18 protein-coding genes are annotated in these 19,833 nt (G+C 62.9%); 12 read left to right on the forward strand and 6 right to left on the reverse strand.

Annotated elements, in window-relative coordinates; all coding sequences use genetic code 11:
- The first annotated feature begins 7 nt into the window (after positions 1-7).
- Genes P0M12_RS16995 through P0M12_RS17030 form a run of 8 tightly spaced genes read left to right on the forward strand, consistent with a single transcriptional unit; the run spans position 8 to position 8,553 of the window.
- A complete protein-coding gene (locus tag P0M12_RS16995; protein WP_003945815.1) occupies positions 8-1,192 on the forward strand; it encodes an MCE family protein in 1,185 nt (394 codons plus the stop codon).
- The gene (locus tag P0M12_RS17000; protein ID WP_007734337.1) at positions 1,192-2,211 is read left to right on the forward strand and encodes an MCE family protein; all 1,020 of its coding nucleotides are present in this window, start codon (positions 1,192-1,194) and stop codon (positions 2,209-2,211) included. Before P0M12_RS16995 ends, P0M12_RS17000 begins: the two co-directional genes overlap by 1 nt.
- Positions 2,208-3,266, forward strand: a complete 1,059-nt coding sequence (locus tag P0M12_RS17005) for an MCE family protein (protein WP_277376598.1) — start codon at positions 2,208-2,210, stop codon at positions 3,264-3,266. The genes P0M12_RS17000 and P0M12_RS17005 overlap by 4 nt, the downstream gene beginning before the upstream one ends.
- Positions 3,267-3,274: 8 nt before the next feature.
- On the forward strand, positions 3,275-4,567 hold the full coding sequence (locus tag P0M12_RS17010) for an MCE family protein (RefSeq protein WP_003945764.1): 1,293 nt from the start codon (positions 3,275-3,277) through the stop codon (positions 4,565-4,567).
- The gene (locus P0M12_RS17015; RefSeq protein ID WP_277376599.1) at positions 4,567-5,799 is read left to right on the forward strand and encodes an MCE family protein; all 1,233 of its coding nucleotides are present in this window, start codon (positions 4,567-4,569) and stop codon (positions 5,797-5,799) included. Before P0M12_RS17010 ends, P0M12_RS17015 begins: the two co-directional genes overlap by 1 nt.
- Positions 5,796-7,190, forward strand: a complete 1,395-nt coding sequence (locus tag P0M12_RS17020) for an MlaD family protein (RefSeq protein ID WP_037132261.1) — start codon at positions 5,796-5,798, stop codon at positions 7,188-7,190. Before P0M12_RS17015 ends, P0M12_RS17020 begins: the two co-directional genes overlap by 4 nt.
- Complete coding sequence (locus P0M12_RS17025) at positions 7,190-8,008, forward strand: hypothetical protein (protein ID WP_277376600.1); 819 nt, start codon at positions 7,190-7,192, stop codon at positions 8,006-8,008. The genes P0M12_RS17020 and P0M12_RS17025 overlap by 1 nt, the downstream gene beginning before the upstream one ends.
- Positions 8,005-8,553, forward strand: coding sequence for a hypothetical protein (locus P0M12_RS17030; RefSeq protein ID WP_007734345.1), 549 nt, complete (start codon positions 8,005-8,007; stop codon positions 8,551-8,553). The genes P0M12_RS17025 and P0M12_RS17030 overlap by 4 nt, the downstream gene beginning before the upstream one ends.
- 88 nt (positions 8,554-8,641) lie before the next feature.
- On the opposite strand, the gene P0M12_RS17035 is transcribed toward P0M12_RS17030, so the two are convergent.
- Both P0M12_RS17035 and P0M12_RS17040 read right to left on the reverse strand, forming a co-directional pair.
- Positions 8,642-10,105 (reverse strand): trehalose-6-phosphate synthase, encoded by a 1,464-nt coding sequence (locus P0M12_RS17035; protein WP_085989962.1) that lies wholly within the window; start codon positions 10,103-10,105, stop codon positions 8,642-8,644.
- A gap of 103 nt (positions 10,106-10,208) precedes the next feature.
- Positions 10,209-10,382, reverse strand: coding sequence for a hypothetical protein (locus tag P0M12_RS17040; RefSeq protein ID WP_164490548.1), 174 nt, complete (start codon positions 10,380-10,382; stop codon positions 10,209-10,211).
- A 156-nt stretch (positions 10,383-10,538) separates the two neighbouring features.
- Here P0M12_RS17040 and P0M12_RS17045 point away from each other — a divergent pair, with 156 nt between their 5' ends.
- Positions 10,539-12,293: an ABC transporter ATP-binding protein gene (locus P0M12_RS17045; protein ID WP_277376601.1), complete on the forward strand. Its 1,755-nt coding sequence runs from the start codon at positions 10,539-10,541 to the stop codon at positions 12,291-12,293.
- A gap of 23 nt (positions 12,294-12,316) precedes the next feature.
- Positions 12,317-14,092, forward strand: a complete 1,776-nt coding sequence (locus P0M12_RS17050) for an ABC transporter ATP-binding protein (protein WP_042920544.1) — start codon at positions 12,317-12,319, stop codon at positions 14,090-14,092.
- A gap of 44 nt (positions 14,093-14,136) precedes the next feature.
- Here P0M12_RS17050 and P0M12_RS17055 read toward each other — a convergent pair whose 3' ends face one another.
- Positions 14,137-15,072, reverse strand: coding sequence for a methionyl-tRNA formyltransferase (locus tag P0M12_RS17055; protein WP_007734348.1), 936 nt, complete (start codon positions 15,070-15,072; stop codon positions 14,137-14,139).
- Between the two features lie 109 nt (positions 15,073-15,181).
- Between P0M12_RS17055 and P0M12_RS17060 the strand changes: the two genes are divergently transcribed.
- Positions 15,182-15,985 (forward strand): alpha/beta hydrolase, encoded by an 804-nt coding sequence (locus P0M12_RS17060; protein WP_003945829.1) that lies wholly within the window; start codon positions 15,182-15,184, stop codon positions 15,983-15,985.
- Between the two features lie 59 nt (positions 15,986-16,044).
- On the opposite strand, the gene P0M12_RS17065 is transcribed toward P0M12_RS17060, so the two are convergent.
- From P0M12_RS17065 to P0M12_RS17075, 3 genes are all read right to left on the reverse strand, one after another.
- On the reverse strand, positions 16,045-16,314 hold the full coding sequence (locus tag P0M12_RS17065) for a metal-sensitive transcriptional regulator (protein WP_007734349.1): 270 nt from the start codon (positions 16,312-16,314) through the stop codon (positions 16,045-16,047).
- 90 nt (positions 16,315-16,404) lie between these two features.
- Positions 16,405-16,815: a DUF302 domain-containing protein gene (locus P0M12_RS17070; protein WP_003945447.1), complete on the reverse strand. Its 411-nt coding sequence runs from the start codon at positions 16,813-16,815 to the stop codon at positions 16,405-16,407.
- Positions 16,816-16,918: 103 nt separating this feature from the next.
- Positions 16,919-19,066, reverse strand: coding sequence for an MMPL family transporter (locus P0M12_RS17075; RefSeq protein ID WP_277376602.1), 2,148 nt, complete (start codon positions 19,064-19,066; stop codon positions 16,919-16,921).
- A 143-nt stretch (positions 19,067-19,209) separates the two neighbouring features.
- Here P0M12_RS17075 and P0M12_RS17080 point away from each other — a divergent pair, with 143 nt between their 5' ends.
- Positions 19,210-19,794 (forward strand): class I SAM-dependent methyltransferase, encoded by a 585-nt coding sequence (locus P0M12_RS17080; protein ID WP_003945672.1) that lies wholly within the window; start codon positions 19,210-19,212, stop codon positions 19,792-19,794.
- Positions 19,795-19,833 lie beyond the last annotated feature (39 nt).

Here is a 19,833-nt window from a genome sequence, read left to right on the forward strand (position 1 = left end):
GCAAGCGATGACCGTACCCAGATGGCACAAGAAGTTGGCCGCAGCCGGCCTGGTCCTCGGACTCGTGGCGATCGTCGCCGTTGCTCTCACCATGTTCTCGGGTGGGTTCACCAAGAGCACGCCCATCACCGTGACGTCCACGCGTGCCGGCCTCGTCATGGAACCCAATGCCAAGGTGAAGTTGCGCGGAGTGCAGGTCGGCCGCGTCGAGTCGATCTCACTCGTCGGGGACCAGGCAAACCTGAAGTTGGCGATGGATCCGGGCCAGATGTCGAAGATTCCGTCGAACGCCCGGGTGGAGATCAAGACCACCACGGTGTTCGGTGCGAAGTACGTCAACATCGTGATTCCCGACGATCCGTCGACCCAACCGATCCAGGAGGGTGCTGTCATCGCTTCGGACAGCGTCACCGTCGAGTTCAACAGTGTCTTCGAACATCTTTCGGACGTGCTCGCGAAGATCGAACCGGAAAAGCTCAACGCCACACTCGGCGCGATCTCCACCGCACTCAACGGGCGCGGCGAGTCGCTGGGTGAGGTTCTCGAGCTCGGTGACACCTATCTGAAGAAGATGAATCCGGTTCTACCGCAGCTCCAGGAAGACTTGGTCGGCGCCGCCGATGTCACCAATCTGTACGCCGACGTGGCACCGGATCTGATGCGCATCCTCGACAATGCCACCGCGACAAGCGGATCGATCGTGGCCGAGCAGGCAAACCTCGACTTGCTGTTGCTCAACGTCACCGGCCTCGCGGACACCGGCAACGCGTTGTTGACCGACAACGAGCAGAACCTGACCACCGCCCTCGACACTCTGACCGCGACGACGACCCTGCTCGACAAGTACTCGTCGGGTCTGACGTGCTTCATCGTCGGGTTGAACGACGGTCGGATCAAGTTCGAGCCACTGGCAGGCACCGGGGACAAAGCGGCGCTGATGCTGAGTGCGAGCTTCATGTACGGCGCCGAGGCGTACCAGAATCCGCAATCTCTCCCCAAGGTCGCGGCCTCCGGCGGACCCAATTGTTATGGTCTGCCCGAATTCGATCCGAAGGTCGACGGGCATGCACCGTTCGCAGTCACCAACACCGGCAACGTGCCCTTCGTTCCCAACACCGAACTGCGCGTTACCGTGCCGACCATTTTCCAGTATCTCTTCGGTGACTCCTACGAGCAGGAAGACGGGAAGTGATGAGACCGACCACGGTCAAGCTGCTGATTTTCACCGTCGTCATGGCGGTCATCTTCGCCGGACTGGCGATCGTCTTCAGTCAGGTGCGCTTCAGCAGCAGCAACGGATTTCACGCCACCTTCTCGGACGTCTCGGGACTCAAGTCCGGCGACAAGGTCCGCATCGCCGGTGTTCCGGTCGGGTCGGTCACCGGAGTGTCCATCGGTGACTCCAACCAGGCCGAGGTCGAGTTCGACGTCGACACCAAGTACTCGCTGATGAAGAGCACCAAAGCGACTGTGCGCTACGAGAACCTGGTGGGCGATCGCTACATGGAACTGCTCGAGGGCGCCGGTTCCACCGAGACGCTTCCGTCGGGAGGATCCATTCCGGTCGATCAGACGTCGCCCGCTCTCGATCTGGATCTGCTGCTCGGCGGATTCAAGCCGCTGCTTCGTTCGCTCGACCCGCAGCAGGTCAACGACCTCTCCGGGGCCCTGCTGCAGGTACTCCAGGGCCAGGGCGGAACGCTGGTTTCGTTGCTGGGAAACACCAGTTCGTTCACCAGCACGTTGGCGGACCGAGACCAGCTGATCGGGGACGTCATCACCAATCTCAACGACGTACTCGGCACCATCAACGACAAGGGCGATCAGTTCTCCACCACGATCGATCAGCTCCAGCAGTTGGTCAGTGGATTGGCGAAGGACAGTGGCCCGATCGGTAATTCGATCACCGAGATCGCCGGTGCCACGGGAGATCTCGCGTCGTTGCTGCAGGCGACACGTCCGGACATCCAGACGCTGATCGGGGAGACCAACCGAACGATGACGCAGCTGGACCTGGGCAAGGACGACATCAACACCGCTCTCGATCGTCTGCCGTCCGACTACCGGAAGCTGATCCGAGTGGGCACGTACGGAGCGTTCTTCCAGTTCTATCTGTGCGCCAACACTTTCAAGTTCTCCGGACCCGACGGGACGACGATCATCTTGCCCACGGCAGTTCAGGACACGGGAAGGTGCGCAAAAGTCTCATGACCCCAACCCGTGAACGTAATCCGGTACAGATCGGTGTCATCGGTCTCGTCCTGGCGGTGTCAACCGTCGGTGCCGCGCTTCAATACGATCAACTCCAGTTCATCAACGGTGGCATTCGCTACTCGGCGTACTTCCAAGATGCCGGCGGCCTGGTCACCGGCGACGACGTGACCATGGCCGGCGTGAAGGTCGGCAAGGTCAGCGACGTCGAACTCGACGACCAGAAGGTGTTGGTCACCTTCACCGTTCAGGACGGTGTTGCCCTGGGCGAGCAGACAGCGGCTGATATCAAGACCAACACGGTTCTCGGGCGAAAGTCGTTGGCGGTACGGCCGGAAGGATCCGGACTGTTGCGGACGGACACGCCGATTCCGGTCGAACGCACCAACTCCCCGTACTCGCTCAACGACGCTCTGGGTGACCTCGGGACAACGGTGTCCGAACTCGACACGGAACAGATCAACGATTCGCTCAACGCGATCTCGGACACGCTGGCCGATACTCCGCCCGAACTGCGCACCGCGTTGGACGGAATGACGCGGCTTTCGCAGAGCATCAACTCACGCGACGAGAGCCTGCTCCAATTGCTCTCGCGGGCCGAAGATGTCACCAAGATCCTCTCCGACAGAAGCGGTCAGATCGATTCGTTGCTGGTCGACGGCAACAAGCTGTTTGCCGAACTGAGCTTGCGGCGTGACGCGATCAGCGAACTGATCGTCAACACCGGCGCAGTCTCACGTCAACTGTCAGCGCTGGTGCAGGAGAACGAGGCTCAGATGGGGCCGACCCTCGAGAAGCTGAATTCGGTCGCCGAGGTTCTCCAGCAGAACAAGGACAACATCGCGGGAGCGCTCGACGGACTCGGACCGTACATCACCGCGCTCGGTGAGACCGTGGCCAGCGGCCCGTTCTTCGACGCCTTCATCATCAACATTCTGCCGAGCAACTGGTGGAAGACCCTGGTGGACACCAGCGTCGCGCCCGAGCAGGTTCCGGGCGACCTGGAAGACTTCTTCCCCGGTATTCCACCGACGATCAGGGGGCCGGGAGAATGACCGAGACCATGACTTCACAGGATCCACAGGGCTCCACCAACCCACGCAAGAAGTGGGTGCTGATCGGAGCGGGTGTGCTGGTCGCGCTGCTCGTCGCCGGTGCGGCCTACCTCTTCATCCCAGGCCTGGGCAAGACCAAGATCTCTGCGCACTTCGTCTCGACCACTGGTCTCTACGAGGGCGACGTCGTGCGAGTGCTCGGTGTCAACGTCGGCAAGGTGACCAAGATCGAACCGCGTGATCGGGACACCTACGTCGAGATGAAGATCGATTCGAGCGTCGACGTTCCGGCAGATGCCAAGGCGCTCATCGTTGCTCAAAGCCTCGTGTCCGCACGCTTCGTGCAATTGACCCCCGTGTACTCCGGCGGGGAACAGATGCCCAACGGCGGCGAGATCCCGATCGAGCGCACCGCCGTTCCGGTGGAGTGGGACGAGATCAAGACCGAACTGACCAAACTGTCGGACGCACTCGGACCGGAGGGTCTGGACGATCAGGGTTCCCTCGGTCGATTCATCGACACCGTGGGAACGAACCTCGACGGTAACGGTGAGTCGATTCGGTCGACGCTGCGCGAACTCTCGGCCACGATGCACACGCTGTCCGAAGGCCGGACCGATTTGTTCTCCACCATTCGGAACCTGCAGGCATTTGTCACTGCGTTGTCCTCGAGTAACGAGCAGATCGTGCAGTTCAGCGGTCACCTCGCTTCGGTGACAAGCGTTCTCGCAAGCAGCTCCGACGAGTTGGGTACCGCCCTCAGTGATCTCGACCTGGCCGTCGGCGACGTCCAGCGGTTCGTCAAGGACAACAGCGAGGGACTGAGCGAATCGGTTGCGCGTCTCGCCGATGCCACTCAGGTACTGACTGACAAGCGCCCGGAGATCGAGCAGGTTCTGCACTCCGGACCGACGTCGCTTGCCAACTTCTATCAGATCTACAAGCCGGCTCAGGGCAGTATGACCGGCGCAATTGCACTGAGTAACTTCAAGAATCCGATCCAGTGGATCTGTGGTTCCATCGAAGGTATCGAGAGTGGTAACTCCCAGAACAGTGCCGACCTGTGTAAGCAGTACCTCGGGCCGGTGCTCAGCACGATGATCGGCAACTACCCCGGATTCCTGTTCAACCCGGTCGCGGGCGTGCAGGCTTTCCCGGATCAGATCGTCTACACCGAGCCGGGATTGGAAGCGGCAAGTCAGAATCAGCCGGAAACCGTCGCAGGACCGATGTCGGGTGCTCCCATGACGAGTGTTCCCAAGGATCTCGCCGAACTCTTCAACATGGGCGGAGGGAACTGATGCGGGTAGCTCGCAAGACCACGGTTGCCGTGTTGGCCACGGCAGTGGCTCTCGGCGCCAGCGGTTGTGAATGGAACGGTCTCAACTCGGTGCCGATGCCAGGCACTCAAGGCCGGGGCGAAGGCGCATACGAGGTTCAGATCGAGATGCCGAACGTGACTACACTGTCGCAGAATTCGCCCGTCCGGGTGGATGACGTGGCAGTGGGAAGCGTTTCGAACATCGAGGTTCAAGGCTGGCACGCTCTGGTGACGGTGTCGCTGAATCCCGAGGTTCAGTTGCCGGCCAACGCGACGGCAAAAATCGGTCAGACCAGCTTGCTCGGCTCTCAGCACATCGAGTTGGCGCCGCCGGTAGGGGAGGAGCCCGAGGGCCGACTCGAAGCCGGTGACCTGATTCCGATCGAGCGGGCGGGCGCTTACCCGACGACGGAACAGACGCTGTCGTCGCTGTCGGTTGTTCTCAACGGCGGCGGTCTCGCTCAGGTTCAGGACATCACGAAGGAACTCAACGCTGCTCTCGGTGGGCGTGAAGATTCGGTTCGCGACCTCCTGCCTCAGCTCGATCAGCTGGTCGGCAGTCTGGACAAGCAACGGGGCGACATCGTTTCGGCGATGGAGGGACTCGATCGACTGTCCTCGACGGTCCAGGCCCAGCACGACACCCTGAACAAAGCGCTCGAAGGTATTCCGCCGGCACTCGAGGTTCTTGTCGCTCAGCGTCAGGACATCACCAACGCCTTGACCTCCCTCGGTGGTCTCAGCGAGGTGGCCAGTCGCGTCATCCAGGAGAGCGGTGACGATTTCGCGACCAACGTTCGCGCGTTGTCGCCGACTCTGAAAGCGTTGGCGGATTCGGGCAACGCTCTCACGCAGGTTCTCGGAGTCCTCTTGACGTTCCCGTTCCCACAGAACGGAATCGACAACGTCATTCGCGGTGACTACGCCAACCTGGCCATGACCATCGACATCTCGCTGCCCCGACTGGACGCGAACTTCCTCACCGGAACTCCGTTGGCCGGAACACTCTCCGGACCAGAAGGCGTGTTGGGTAAGCAGGCTGGGCTGGCCGGACAGACAGGCAACCCGTTGAGCGATCCGCTCAAGCCTGCCGCACCGCCCGCACAGGCCCCTGCCGGACAGGCTCCGGCAGCGGATCCGAATACCATTCAGATTCCGGGACTTCCGCCGATCAACATTCCAGGACTTCCTCAGGGGGCACCGGCACCATGATGCTCACAAAGTTCGTCCGCATCCAGCTCATCATCTTCGCCGTCTTGACGGTCGTCGGTTTGATAGTGATGGCCACTCAGTACGTGCGTGTTCCCGCTATGGTCGGTATCGGCCGATACGACGTCACCGTCGAATTGCCCGCCACCGGTGGGCTGTACAAGAACTCGAACGTCACCTACCGCGGTCAGACCATCGGCGTCGTGAACGCGGTGGAGTTGTCGGAAACGGGCGTGAATGCGCGTCTGTCTCTCGAGAGCGGCGTCAAGGTGCCCTCGGACGTCGACGCTGCGGTCAAGAGTGTGTCGGCGATCGGCGAGCAGTTCGTCGATCTGATTCCGCACACCGACAGCTCCGGAGCGATCGTGGTCGACGGGCATCTGGAAAACGGATCGGTGATTCCCGAAGACCGAACCAGCATTCCGCAGGATGTCGGCGCGATGCTCGATCAGGCAGATGTGTTGCTGCAGAGCATTTCCGACACCAAGCTCAAGACCGTCATCGACGAATCCTTCAAGGCGTTCAACGGTGCCGGCCCGGATCTGCAGAAGCTGATCGACTCAGCTCGGCTGTTCGTCGAGGAGGCGAACAACAACTCCGACGCAACCAAGACCCTGATCGAGCAGGCCGGTCCACTCCTGGACACCCAGGTGGTCAGCAGCGACGCCATCCGTTCCTGGACAAGCAATCTGGTGACGTTCACCGACCAGCTCCGCGCCAGCGACCCTGATCTGCGTGCCGTCATCCAGAAGGGTCCGGCCGCAGCGGCGGAGGCGAATGCTCTTCTGCAAGACATGCAGCCGACATTGCCGATTCTTCTGGCGAACCTCGTGTCCGTCGGACAGGTCGGCGTGATCTACAACAACGCGATCGAGCAGATTCTGGTCATCTACCCGCCGCTGGCCGCAGCGCTGGTCACGGTGGCAGGCTCCGGCCCGGCTGCGGATGGTGCACTGGTGGACTTCCACATGGAGGTCAACGACCCGCCGCCGTGCACTACAGGATTCCTGCCCGCAGAGCAGTGGCGCAGTCCGAAGGACGAATCACCGATCGAGACGCCGTCGGATCTCTTCTGCCAGGTTGCCCAGGATTCGCCGATCGCCGTGCGCGGCGCGAGAAACCTTCCCTGCGAGGAGTATCCGGGACGTCGTGCGCCGACGGTCGAACAGTGCCGTTCCGGCTACGTACCGATGGGCACGAACCCGCAATCCGGGCCTCCGGAACCGATTACCGCGACCCCGAGCTCGTACACGTCGACGCCTTCGGTCTCGGCTCGTCGGTACGATCCGATTACAGGCACGTACATCGGGCCGGACGGAAGGACGTACTCGCAACCGAACCTCGGTGGCGGCGACGTCAGTCTCGAACAGTTCATGAAGGGTCAGCAGGGTTGATGACAGACGAAGATCCACAGGCCGGGCAGCGGGTGCGCCGTCGCGCGTCTCGCAGCGCCGGACCCACGGGTGCGGATGCAGACGCTGCCGCGGTAGTAGTGCCCACCGAAAAGAAGTCGGCCGAACAGAAGCCAGCCGAGCAGAAGCCGGCTGAGCAGAAGGTGGCTGAGCAGAAGGTGGCTGAGCAGAAGGCGGCGGCGCCAGTTGCTTTGGGCAAGCCCGATACTCCACCTGAGAAGGTCGTCAGCGGTGATCAGGTCGCGACCAAGGCTGAGCCGACCGGTACCGCCGAAACCCCCGCAGAAACATCTGTGGACACCCCTGTTCGTTCGAAGCCCAAGGCCGGGTTGGTAGTCGGGATCGCCATTGCTTCGGTGATCGCTGTTGCTCTTGCGGCCCTGACGGTGTTTCTTCTCGTCGACCGGAACAAGGCGTCCAATGCCGACGAGGACCGAGCCCGCTACGTGGCCGGTGCCCGGACCACCGCACTGAATCTGACGACACTGCACGCGGATACGGCGGCTGCCGACCTCGACAAGTTTCTCGCCGGCACCACCGACGAGTTCAAGTCGCAGTTCGACGGACGCAAGGATTCGTTTGTCAACGTCCTCGGGCAGGCCGGAGTTCAAACCGACGGCGAGGTGCTCGAAGCCGGGTTCGAGAAGTCGGACGGTGATTGCGGGACTTCTCTTGTCGCGGTGCGTGCGATGCAGAAGAACGGCGACGAAGCGCCCGCCGAACGCAACTACCGACTCCGAATCACCATGTGCGACGTCGACGGGCAGTTGCTTGCCTCGAATGTGGAGTTTGTGCCATGACCCCAGAAGTGAACCCCGAGACGTCCAAGCAAGTTTCGCCGAAGCCGAAGCGCGCCTCACCGCTCGCCATCATCCTGTGCGTCATCAGTGCAGTGGCCATCGCGTTGGCGGCAGTGTCGGCGTATCTCTACTTCGGTCCGGACGGAACGCGTGACACCGCAGCGATCGATCAGACCAGAGACGAAGTGGCACAGGCCTCTTCCGATCAGGCGGTAGCGATGTTCCAGTACGACTACAACAACGTCGACCAGCAGTTGCATGCAGCTACAGACGGGTTGACGGGCGATTTTCAAGGCACGTTCACCAATCTGATCGAATCGGTGATCATTCCGGGAGCCAAGGAAAAGTCGCTGACCGTTCAGGTCGTCGTCCAGGGCGCCGCGGTTCTCGACGCGGAGGCGGACAGCGCGACGACGATGCTGTTCCTCAATCAGATCACCACGTCTTCGGAATCGCCCGAAGCCGTTGCCAGTGGCAGTCGCGTGAAGATGAGTCTGGAGAAGCAGGACGGACGTTGGCTCGTGAACAACGTCCAACCCTTCTGATCAAACACACGAAGGCTGGAGCCGGGTACGAAAGAGGCTGGGGCCGCGGAGATTCACTCTCCGCGGCCCCAGCCTTTGTGCACTGTCCTCAGTGGTCTTGTGCTTCGGCCGGGGCGATCAGCGCCGGGCCTGCGGCACCGCCGTGTGCGAGCGCGTCGAGGAACGAGCGCGCCCAGCGGTCGACGTCGTGCGTCAGGACCTGACGACGTAGCGCACGCATGTGGCGCCGGCCGTCCTCGCGCGGTTGATTGAGGGCCTTCTCCATCGAATCCTTGACGTCGTCGAGGTCGTGAGGATTGCACAGGAATGCCTGGCGGAGTTCTGCTGCGGCACCGGTGAATTCGCTGAGCAGCAATGCACCACCCAGATCACTGCGGCAGGCGACGTATTCCTTCGCGACGAGGTTCATGCCGTCACGCAGCGGCGTGACGAGCATGAGATCGGCGGCGACGAAGAACGCGACCAGTTCGTCGCGTGGGATCGGCCGATGGATGTAATGGACGACGGGGCGGCCGACTTCGCTGAACTCGCCGTTGATCCGGGAGACCTTCTGCTCGATGTCTCCGCGCATCTGTACGTAGCTTTCGACGCGTTCGCGGCTCGGGGTCGCCAGCTGCACCATGACGGTGTCGGCGGGATCGATGCGCTTCTCCATGAGAAGTTCGTGGAGCGCAGCGAGCCTGACGTCGATGCCTTTGGTGTAGTCGAGGCGGTCGACGCCCAGCATGATGTGCTTGGGGTTTCCGAGTTCTTTGCGAATCTGCTTGGCGCGGTCTCGAATTGCCTTGGTGCGCGAGAGCTCGTCGAGCTTGCCGGAGTCGATGGAGATAGGGAAGGCGCCGACGCGGACGCTACGGAAACCTACTTGCACCACACCGAGTTTGGAGCGGACGCCGACGGTTCCGCGTGAAGTCTGTTGCCCGGCAAGGCGTCTGGCCAGGTACAGGAAGTTCTGTGCGCCACCCGGAAGGTGGAAGCCGATGAGGTCGGCGCCGAGGAGGCCTTCGACGATCTCGGTGCGCCACGGCATCTGCATGAACAGCTCGACCGGGGGAAACGGAATGTGCAGGAAGAAGCCGATGGTCAGGTCGGGGCGCAGCATCCGCAGCATCTTCGGTACCAACTGCAGCTGGTAGTCCTGGATCCAGACTGTCGCGCCCTGTGCCGCTGCCTTGGAGGTGGCTTCGGCGAATCGCCGGTTCACCTCGACGTAGGCGTTCCACCATTCGCGGTGGTACTCGGGTTTGACGATGACGTCGTGATAGAGCGGCCAGAGGGTGGCGTTGGAGAATCCCTCGTAGTACTCGTTGATCTCCTCGGCGCTCAGCGGCACGGGGTAGAGCTCGAGTCCGTCTTCGACGATGGGGTCGAGCTCGGCGTCCGCCACCCCCGCCCAGCCCACCCACGCGCCCTGATTGCTGCGCAGGATCGGCTCGAGAGCGGTGACCAGTCCGCCGGGGCTTCGCTTCCAGCGGGTGGTGCCGTCGGGAAGCCGTTCCAAGTCGACGGGCAGGCGGTTCGCTACGACAACGAACTCAGCCTGCCCGGACACGGCTTCACCGGTCGAAGAAGCAGGTGCGCTGTCAGAAAGGGTTGAACTGGTCGAATCCGGACTGACAGGCACGTGGTTCCTTCTCGGTCGGTGAGGGAAAGATTCAGTCGAGCTTGGCGGCGGGGGAGATACCGAGCATCGAGAGCAGCATCCTGCACTCGTCGGCATCTTCCGCGTAGGCAGCGACGACGCGCTGTGCCTGACGAGCAGTTTCGTCCGCTACGGGCTCGAGGTCCTCGTCCGCGATCTCGGTTTCGACGGTCGTGTTCTCAGCCATCATGTTCCTCTCGTGCTTGCCTGCACGGCGCAAGCAATGGTTCTTACTCGCGACTCTATGAGAACTGGGCGTGTCGACGCTAGTTGCTCATGTATTAGGGTCGACTTACTTATCTCTGTACTCAACTTTATCGCTTCCATCGATGCTTGGAGTTCCATGAGTTCGACCCCCTCGAGTGTGACCGTCGACTCGGACGAGCCGGATAGTGGCAATCACAGCGGTGCTGCGATTTTGCGACGTGTCCTCGTCCGTAACCGTGGCCCGCTCGCCATCGGCACGGTTCTGGTCTGTCTGCACCAACTGACCGAGACGGCGGTGCCGATCTCCATCGGTGTGATCATCGACCGTGCGGTGGAGACTTCGGACACCACGGCCCTGATCGTCTCCATCGTCGGTCTCGCGGCTCTCTTTCTCGTTCTGACGGCCGCCTGGCGCTTCGGCGCACGCTTCATCGTCGCCGCGATGCAGCAGGAGGCTCATCGCCTCCGGCTCGAGGTGGCGCACCGCGTCCTCGATCCGCGCGGGGTGCGCACCGATCTGCGTTCGGGTGAATTGCTGACAGTCTCGACATCCGATGCCGAGCAGACTTCGTGGATCGCGGACATCGTCCCGCGCGCCGCTGCGGCCCTGACAGCTGCGGTGGCGTCGGCGGTGGCGTTGGTGTGGATCGACCTCTGGCTGGGGCTGGCCGTTCTGATCGGAACGCCGGTCATTCTCGGTCTGCTGCAATTGGCGGCGCCTCTCATCACGTCGAGGGCCACCGGTCAGCAGGCGTCGATCGCTCGGGCGTCGGCGATGGCTACGGATCTGGTCAGCGGATTGCGTCCGCTGCGCGGTATCGGCGGTGAGAAGACCGCGTCGGCGCGCTACCGCACGGTCAGCCGTCAAGCGCTCGCATCGACGATCGGCACGGCCAAGGCGACCGGTATCTACACCGGCGTTGCCGCGACCATCAGTGCGTTGCTCGCGGTCGGTGTTGCGGGCTTCGCGGGATACTTCGCGTTGCAGGGCCGGATCACGGTCGGTGAACTGATCACCGTGGTGGGGCTTGCGCAGTTCATCATCGAACCGCTCGGATTGCTTGCGTCCATTCCCGGATACTTCGCGGTGGCGCGAGCGTCGTCGGATCGACTGGCACTGGTCTTGGACGCGGAGCCACTGCGTGGCGCGGGTTCGCAGACCGAACTCGAAGGCACCGACCTGACTCTCGACAGAGTCGAGTACAAGTCACTCAAGGGCATCGACCTGCATCTGCCTGCCGGAGAACTGCTGGGCGTCGTGGCTTACCAGCCGCAGGACGCCGACGCTCTTGTCGCGGTCCTGTCCGGTCAGCTGGCGCAGGACGCGTATCGCGGAGTGGTGAGGGTTGGCGGAATCAGCCTGTCCGACATGGACTTGCGATTGGCACGTCGGACGGTGCTGGTGGAGCCGCACATCACCGATCTGTTCTCCGGGTCGCTTGCGTCGAACGTCACCGCGGGCGCCGGTGATGGCGCTGCTCTCGACATCCAGAGTGCTCTCGTGGCGTCGGCAGCGGCGGATGTCGTCGACGCACATCCGGACGGTCTCGACCTCGAAGTGACCGATCGGGGCGCCAGTTTGTCGGGAGGCCAGCGGCAACGCGTCGCCCTCGCGCGCGCCCTGGTGGCACAGGCACCCGTGATGGTCCTGCACGATCCGACGACGGCGGTGGACGCGGTGACCGAGGCGTCGATCGCCGAAGGAATCGCACAACTGCGGCACGAGGGTGCCGGTGGCATCCACACGACGGTATTGATCACCAGCAGCCCAGCCTTGCTGGCCGTGACGGATCGAGTGATCGTGTTGAACGACGGAGTGATCGCCTCGATCGGCACACATTCCGAACTCTCTCGCGGCGACGCGAACTACCGAGGAGCGGTGCTGCGGTGACGGCCACGGACATGACAACCAAAATGCCGGCCGGGGAGAACGCCGAGAAGGTGACAGAGCGCGAGTTGTTGCCGATCGCGAGTGGTCGCCAGACCTGGAAGTGGTTGCGGGCGGCGCTGACCGAACACCGGATGCAGAGCCTGCTGGTCCTGATCGTCGCGGCTTCGGCGTCGGCGATGGCCTTGGTGCCGATTTACGTCTTCGGCGTCCTGGTCGACCGGGTCCGGGACAACGCGCCCACGTCGACGATCGTCGGGGTGGTCGTGATCATCGCCGCTGCCGCAATCGTGGGCGGTGTGTTCACCGGTGTGGCTGCCTATCTGATCAAGCGGCTCGGTGAGACGATCCTGGCGGATCTGCGAGAGCGGACCGTGGACCGGGCACTGCGCCTGCCGATCCAGACCGTCGAGAAGGTCGGCAAGGGCGATCTGCTCTCACGAGTTGGTGACGACGTGTCGGTGATCGCCAAGGCCGTGTCCGACGTGGTTCCCGGCATGATCGCGGCGGTTCTGCTCGTGGCTCTGAGCATGGTGACCATGCTCGGACTCGACTGGCGACTCGGTCTGGCCGGAATGGTCGCGCTGCCGATGTACGCGCTGGCGCTCAAGTGGTACCTGCCACGATCGGCTCCCGTTTACGCTGCCGAGCGGGTAGCGATGGGCGCTCGTTCACAAGCGCTGATCAGCAGTCTCCAGGGTGCGAAGACGGTCCGCGCGTACAGCCTCGAGAAGGAACACCTCGGGCAGATCGATGCGGCGTCGGCAAAAGCGCGCGATCTGGCAGTCGGAGTGTTCGGCCTGTTCACGAGGTTCGCCGGTCGAGGTAACCGCGCCGAATTCGTGGGCCTGTCCATGATTCTCGTCGTCGGATTCCTGCTGGTCCGTGAGGACGTCGTGACAGTCGGCCAGACGACGACTGCTGCCCTGCTGTTCCACCGCCTGTTCAACCCGATCGGCTCGCTGCTCTACACCTTCGACGAAGTGCAGTCGGCGGGCGCCAGCCTCGCGCGACTGGTCGGCGTCGTCGAGATCGAGGAAACGGAGCCTTCGACGGATGCAGGTTCCGTTCCGGCCGACGGTTCGCTGCGTCTGGATGACATTCGGCACAGCTACGACGGTGGTCATGAGGTTCTCCACGGAGTGAGCCTCACACTGCGAGCGGGGGAGCGCGTGGCGCTCGTCGGTTCGACCGGAGCCGGAAAGACGACGCTCGCGGCGATCGCTGCCGGTTCGATCACTCCGACGTCGGGCCGGGTGTCGATCGGCGGTGTCCCGCTTGCCGACCTCGACGACCTACGACGCCACATCGCGATCGTGAGTCAGGAGGTCCATGTCTTTGCCGGACCCCTGATCGAGGATCTGAGATTGGCGGCTCCCGAATCCTCGGACGAGGACGTTGCCGCGGCACTGCGGACGGTCGGCGCGTACGAGTGGGTGGAGGCTCTCGACGAGGGAATGCTGACCGTCGTCGGCGAAGGCGGACACGAGATGACAGCGGCGCAGGCGCAGCAGTTGGCTTTGGCGAGACTGGTGTTGGCCGATCCCGCCGTCGCCGTACTGGACGAGGCAACAGCGGAGGCGGGCAGCGCCGGAGCGCGGGAACTGGAAGCGACTGCCGACGCCGCTACGGAGGGCCGCACCACTCTGGTTGTCGCACACCGGCTTACGCAGGCTGCGGGCGCCGACCGAGTGATCGTGCTCGAACACGGACAGATCGTAGAAGAAGGCCCGCACCGCGAACTGGTGTCCGCGGGCGGGCGTTACGCACAACTGTGGGCGGCCTGGGAAGGTCGCGACTGAGGGGTTTGTACTGGGTTTTGTACTGAGGGGGTCTGATCCGGCGATCAGGTGAGGTACCCGCCGCCGTGGGGGAAGAACTCGGCGGCGGTGTACTCGCTGCCGTCGTCGAGTCGGACGCGCTCGATCCGCAGTCCCTTGTTCTTGCCCGACCACGCGTCGGGGCCCGCGACGATCACCATGCCGTCGTCTTCCTGGATGAACACTCGGCCGGGGGTTCCGCCGTAGTGCCCGCGTGAGACGGACGCCTTCAGGATGCGGATGCGCTGGCCCTTGAACTCGGCGAAAGCGTTGGGGTACGGATCGGACTGTGCCCGGACGAAACGTTCGATGACCTCGGCGGGCCAGGACCAGTCGACGTGGCTGTCCTGCGGTGCACGCTTGTGGAAGAACGTGGCCTGCGATCGGTCCTGCGGCGTCCAGTCGGTACGGCCGGACGCGATCAGATCCAGGGCGTCGAGTGTGATGGGGCCGATCATGTCGATCGTGCGGTGGAACAGATCGGTGACGGTGTCGGTCGGGCCGACCGTCGTCGATCGCTGCAGCACGATGTCGCCCGCATCGAGTTCCTCGTCCATCAGGTGCGCCGTGAGCCCGACTTCTTCTTCGCCGTTGATCAGAGCCCAGATGAGCGGGGAGAAGCCCGTGTACTTGGGCAGCAGCGAATCGTGGATGTTGAGGGTGCCGTACTTGGGTGCGTCGAAGACCTCCGCCGGCAGCCAGGTGCGCCAGTTGTTGGCGACGATGATGTCGGGAGCCGCTTCCGCCAGCGCGGCCTTGAAGGCGTCGTCAGGCTTGTTCGCCACGTGAACGGGTACACCGTTCTCGGCCGCCAGATCTGCAACCGAGTCCGCCCACATCTGTTCGTAGACGTGTTCGCTCTTCGGGTGTGTGATTGCCAGCACGACCTCGTGATCGGAGTCGATCAAGGCCTGCAGGGTACGGTGGCCCCAGGTTTGGTATCCGAGCGTAGCGACTCTCAACGGGGTCCTCCTGGACGAGCATGGGCTGGGGTTGCGGTCACACGACCGCCCATCAGCTTAGGCTATCCAACCAAAATTGTTGATCACACGTACGAGGAGGAAGGCTGACATGACGGTCGCCACAATCAACGGAATCCCCATCAATTACCAGGTCAAGGGTGATGGAGATCTGGTGGTGCTCATCATGGGGACCGGCAGCCCCGGCCGCGTCTGGGATCTGCACCAGACTCCGGCGCTGGTGGCCGCCGGCTACCGAGTCTGCACGTTCGACAACCGCGGAATCGCACCGTCCGGCGAGAGCCTCGGCGGCATCACGATGCCCGACATGGTCGCAGACACCGCCGGACTGATCGAGCACCTCGGTGGCGGTCCGGCCCATGTCATCGGCACCTCGATGGGCGCCCGGGTGGCGCAGGAACTGACGCTCGCCAGGCCCGATCTGGTTCGCAAAGCAGTGTTCCTCGCCGGCCACGCCCGGATGGACCATTTCCAGCAGGTCCTGACCGAGGGCGAGCGCCAGTTGTTCGACAGTGGCGTCGCTCTACCGGCCAAGTACCGTGCCGCAGTGACCGCGGTGATGAACCTTTCGCCGGCCACGCTGGCAGACGATCACTCGGCGCGCGACTGGATGGATATCTTCGAGTTCACCGGCGGCGCAACGTCACCGGGTGTTCGCGCACAGCTCGGTATGGACCGCGCCTTCGATCGACGGGGTGCGTACAAGTCGATCATGCGCCCGTGCCTGTCCGTCGCTTTCGCCGACGACCGCATGATCCCGCCCTACCTCTCCCGCGAGGTGGCGGACTGCATCGCGACGGCGTCGTACGAAGAGATTCCCGACGCCGGGCACTACGGCTACCTCGAGCGTCCGGAGGCCGTGAACAAGGTGCTGATCGACTTCCTGGCGAAGTAGTTTTCCGCACGCGAGAAAGGGCCTGACCTGCTAACTGCAGGTCAGGCCCTTCTCATGTTTCAGGCCAGTGCCAGGAACAGCTTCTCGAGTTCGGCCTCGGTCATCGGTTCCTGACCTTCCGCGCTGTCACCGCTCAGGCATTCACGCAGCCCGGAAGCGACGATCTTGAACCCTGCTCGGTCCAGCGCCTTGGACACGGCGGCGAGTTGCGTGACGACGTCCTTGCAGTCGCGGCCGTTCTCGATCATCGAGATGACCCCGGCAAGTTGGCCGTGGGCACGACGCAGTCTGTTCAATACGAGCGCAATGCTCTCTTCGTCGCCGGTCATGGTGGCCCCTTCTCGAGTGTTCGTGCTGCGGTCAAGGGTACCCCTGGGGGCATGTCACTGCTTGATTCAGTGTTTGATCCGACTGCGGTGTCAGATCAGCGAGTCGACGGCCGCGCGCAACTTGACGGCTGCGTCGGCTGCCACGGACTCGAGGCCGGGTTCGCCGGAAACCTGAACCATGAGAGCAGGGTTCATCGCTTCGACGAAGAACGAATTCTCGGTAGTCGTATCTTCGCGGACGACGACGTTGCACGGCAGCAGGAGGCCGATCTGACGATCCACCGAAACTGCCCGATGGGCCAACGGCGGGTTACAGGCACCCAGGATCAGGTACTTTTCCATGTCCTCGTCCAGCTTCGCCTTGAGTGTTGCCTGCATGTCGATCTCGGTCAGGATGCCGAAGCCCTGCTCGGCGAGAGCGCCACGCGTGCGGGTGACGACGTCGTCGAAGGTTCCGGTGACCTTGGTTGCGATCGCTATCGGTTCTGTGGGTGTTGTCATTGCGCACTCCTCGTCGTGGGCTGTCACTGTCGCCGGCTTTGATTTCTCTTGTCCCCATCATACCCCTGGGGGTATCAGTAGGACAGTGATGTCGGGTACACGATCAACCATGCGAGAAGCTGATGTTCGGCAGGACGCGACGCAGCCATGCCGGCGCCCACCAGGCTGCCCGGCCGGTGAGGCGTAGGAGAACGGGCAGCAGCACCAAGCGGACGAGCACTGCGTCCAGGAGGACAGCTACGCCGAGAATGATGCCCATTTCCTTGGGTGGCAAGGGATCTGCGAGCGCAAAAGTGAAGAAGACCGCAACCATCACCGCTGCTGCCGCCGCAATGACCCGACCTGAATGCGCGAGGCCGTCGATGTGTGCGATCGCGGGGTCGCCTGTGCGTTCGTAGTGCTCCTTGGCACTCGAAAGCAGGAACACGGTGTAGTCCATCGCGATCGCAAAGATCATGGCGAAGAAGAAGACCGGACCCCACCCGTTGAGAAACCCCTGGGGATCGAAGCCGAGTAGGCCTGCTCCGTGGCCGTCCTGGAAGATCAGCTTCGCGATTCCGAATGCGGCCCCAGTGGACAGCAGGCTGACCAGCGTGCCGATCAAGGCGATCAAAGGCGCCTGGAGGGTGATCAGCAGCAACAGGAATCCGAGCGTCAGAATCACGACCACGACGATGGGAAGGTAGTCGTCGAGTGCCTGCTGAAGGTCGAGATTTTCGGCCGGAGCGCCGCCGACGAGCGCCGATTCCGGCAGTTGCGACCGAAGGTCGGCGAGGATGGTTTCCATCGCAGGATCTGACGGGTCGACGGTGGGAACTGCTTGCAGCATAACAAGATCGGACCCGTCGGCAGCTTGTTGCGCTGGCGTGACCATGGCCACGCCGTCAACGCTCATGGTAAGACGTGAGGTGTCGGCTGCATCGTCGGCGGACGTGACGATCTGCAACATCCCCGGGGCGCCGTCCCCGAATTGCTGCTGTACCAGTTCATAGCCCTGGCGAACCGGGGCGTCCTCGGGAACCACGGCGATGGAGGGCATTGCCACCTTCAGTCCGAAGACCGGAACAACGAGTGCGATCAGGATGAGTAAGGCGCCGAAGCCGAATGGCCACGGGTGCTTGTGCAGCAATGATGCCCAACCTGCGAACATCGGGGAGCGGTGCTGCTGGCGCTTTGCATACGGTAGAGAACCGCCGTTGACCTTCGCGCCGATCCTGCCGAGCACGGCAGGCAACAGGGTGAGTGTTGCGGCGAGAACGAAGATCACAGCGAGCATGATTCCGACAGCCATCGTGCGTACGGCCGGGGCTGGAACGATGAGAACCGCAGACAAACTGACCAGAACTGTGAGGCCGGAAAGGACCACAGCCTTGCCGGCGGTGTCCATGGTTTGAGCCACGGCGGCCCTTGGATCCGGATCGGCTCGCAATGCATCCCGGAACCTGGCGACGAGGAAGAGTGCGTAGTCGATGCCCAGCGCGAGAGCGAACATCATCGCGAAGTTCATGGCCCACACGGAAATCGGCGTGATCTCGTTGAGGATTACAAGCCCACCCGCCGAAGCGACCAGGCCCGCAAGCGTCAGCAGTAGTGGTAGACCCGCGGCAACCAGGGAGCCGAAGGCCAACACCATGATCGCGAGAGTGACGGGCCACGACATCATTTCGGCTTTGATCATGGCTTCGTGATTGGCCTTGTTGAAATCGCTCCACAACGCCGACGCACCCGTCGGGTACACCTCGATCGTGTCGGTGGACAAGCCCGTGAGCTTCTTGCCGAGTTCGTCTACCGCGCTGACCATCTCGTCGGTACTCGCGTTGGCGCCCGCGACCATGATGCCGGTATGTCCGTCCGGGCTGATGGTCATACCGGGCTGCGGGGCGATCACTTCGCCGAAGCGAGGGTCCGCGGAAAAGATTTCCGTTGCCGCGGCCAGGGTTTGCTGCATCGACGGATCCGTGATGGGTAGAGAATCCGAGTGAACGACCACCTGTACTGCGGCGGAGGAATTTCCACCGAAATGCTGCTCGGCCAACTCGCGAACTTGCACGGATTCGGATCCGTTTGCCTGCCAACCCGCGCCGGCCAGAGAGGTGAAGACGCTGGGTGCTGCGGCGCCGAGTGCGATCAACGCGATCAACCAGACGCCGACGACGAGGCGGGTGTGAGTCGCCATCGATCGACCGAGACGCGCAAGTATGCCGTCGGCTCGGGTGGGTGGGTCCGCGGTGACTGTTCTGGTCGCTGACATCTTCACTCCTGATACGGGTGGGGGTATTCCTGTCCGTCACCTGTATACCCCCAGGGGTATCGATCTGTCACATTCGAGGGTTCTCTATGCTGCTGGGGGCACCGTCCGATCTGAAACGGTGAAACGGATATGGGAGAGCAATCATGGACGCACGCGACTGGGACGAGCGATACCGAGCGGTGACGGAGCCATGGGGAGTCGACCCGGCGGGAACCGTCGCAACAAGAATTTCCGATCTGAGACCGGGCACCGCGATCGATCTGGCCTGCGGCGACGGCCGTCACGCGCGGTGGATGGCTGGGCAAGGTTGGTCGGTGACTGCGGTCGACTACTCGTCGGTGGCGATCGATCTGGCACGGGCGAGTGACGGGGACAAGGCTGTCGACTGGCAGGTCGGCGACGCGACCGAGTGGCAGCCGGAAGGGCTGGTCGACCTGGTGTTGGTCAGCTTTCTTCACCTCGAGGTCGACCATCTGGCCGCAACCTTGAAGCGCGTCGGGGAGTGGCTGACGCCCGGCGGACGGGTCCTCTATTTGGGGCATTCCATCGAGAACTTCCATCGTGGTGTGGGCGGTCCACCCGAACCGACCATTCTGCCCGGTATTTCCGATCTCGCTCGCGCTGCGGAGGGATCGAGGGTCTATGCCCTCGAACATGTCGTTCGGCCGCAGGACGGTAAGACGGCAATTGACGTTTTGCTCGAATTCGGTCCGTGGGAACAGGTCTGACCAGGGCGGGAGCGCACCTTCACGTTCCTGGGTAGCCTA

Origin of the sequence: Rhodococcus sp. RCBS9, assembly GCF_029457415.1 — a bacterium.
Lineage (GTDB): Bacteria > Actinomycetota > Actinomycetes > Mycobacteriales > Mycobacteriaceae > Rhodococcus_F > Rhodococcus_F qingshengii.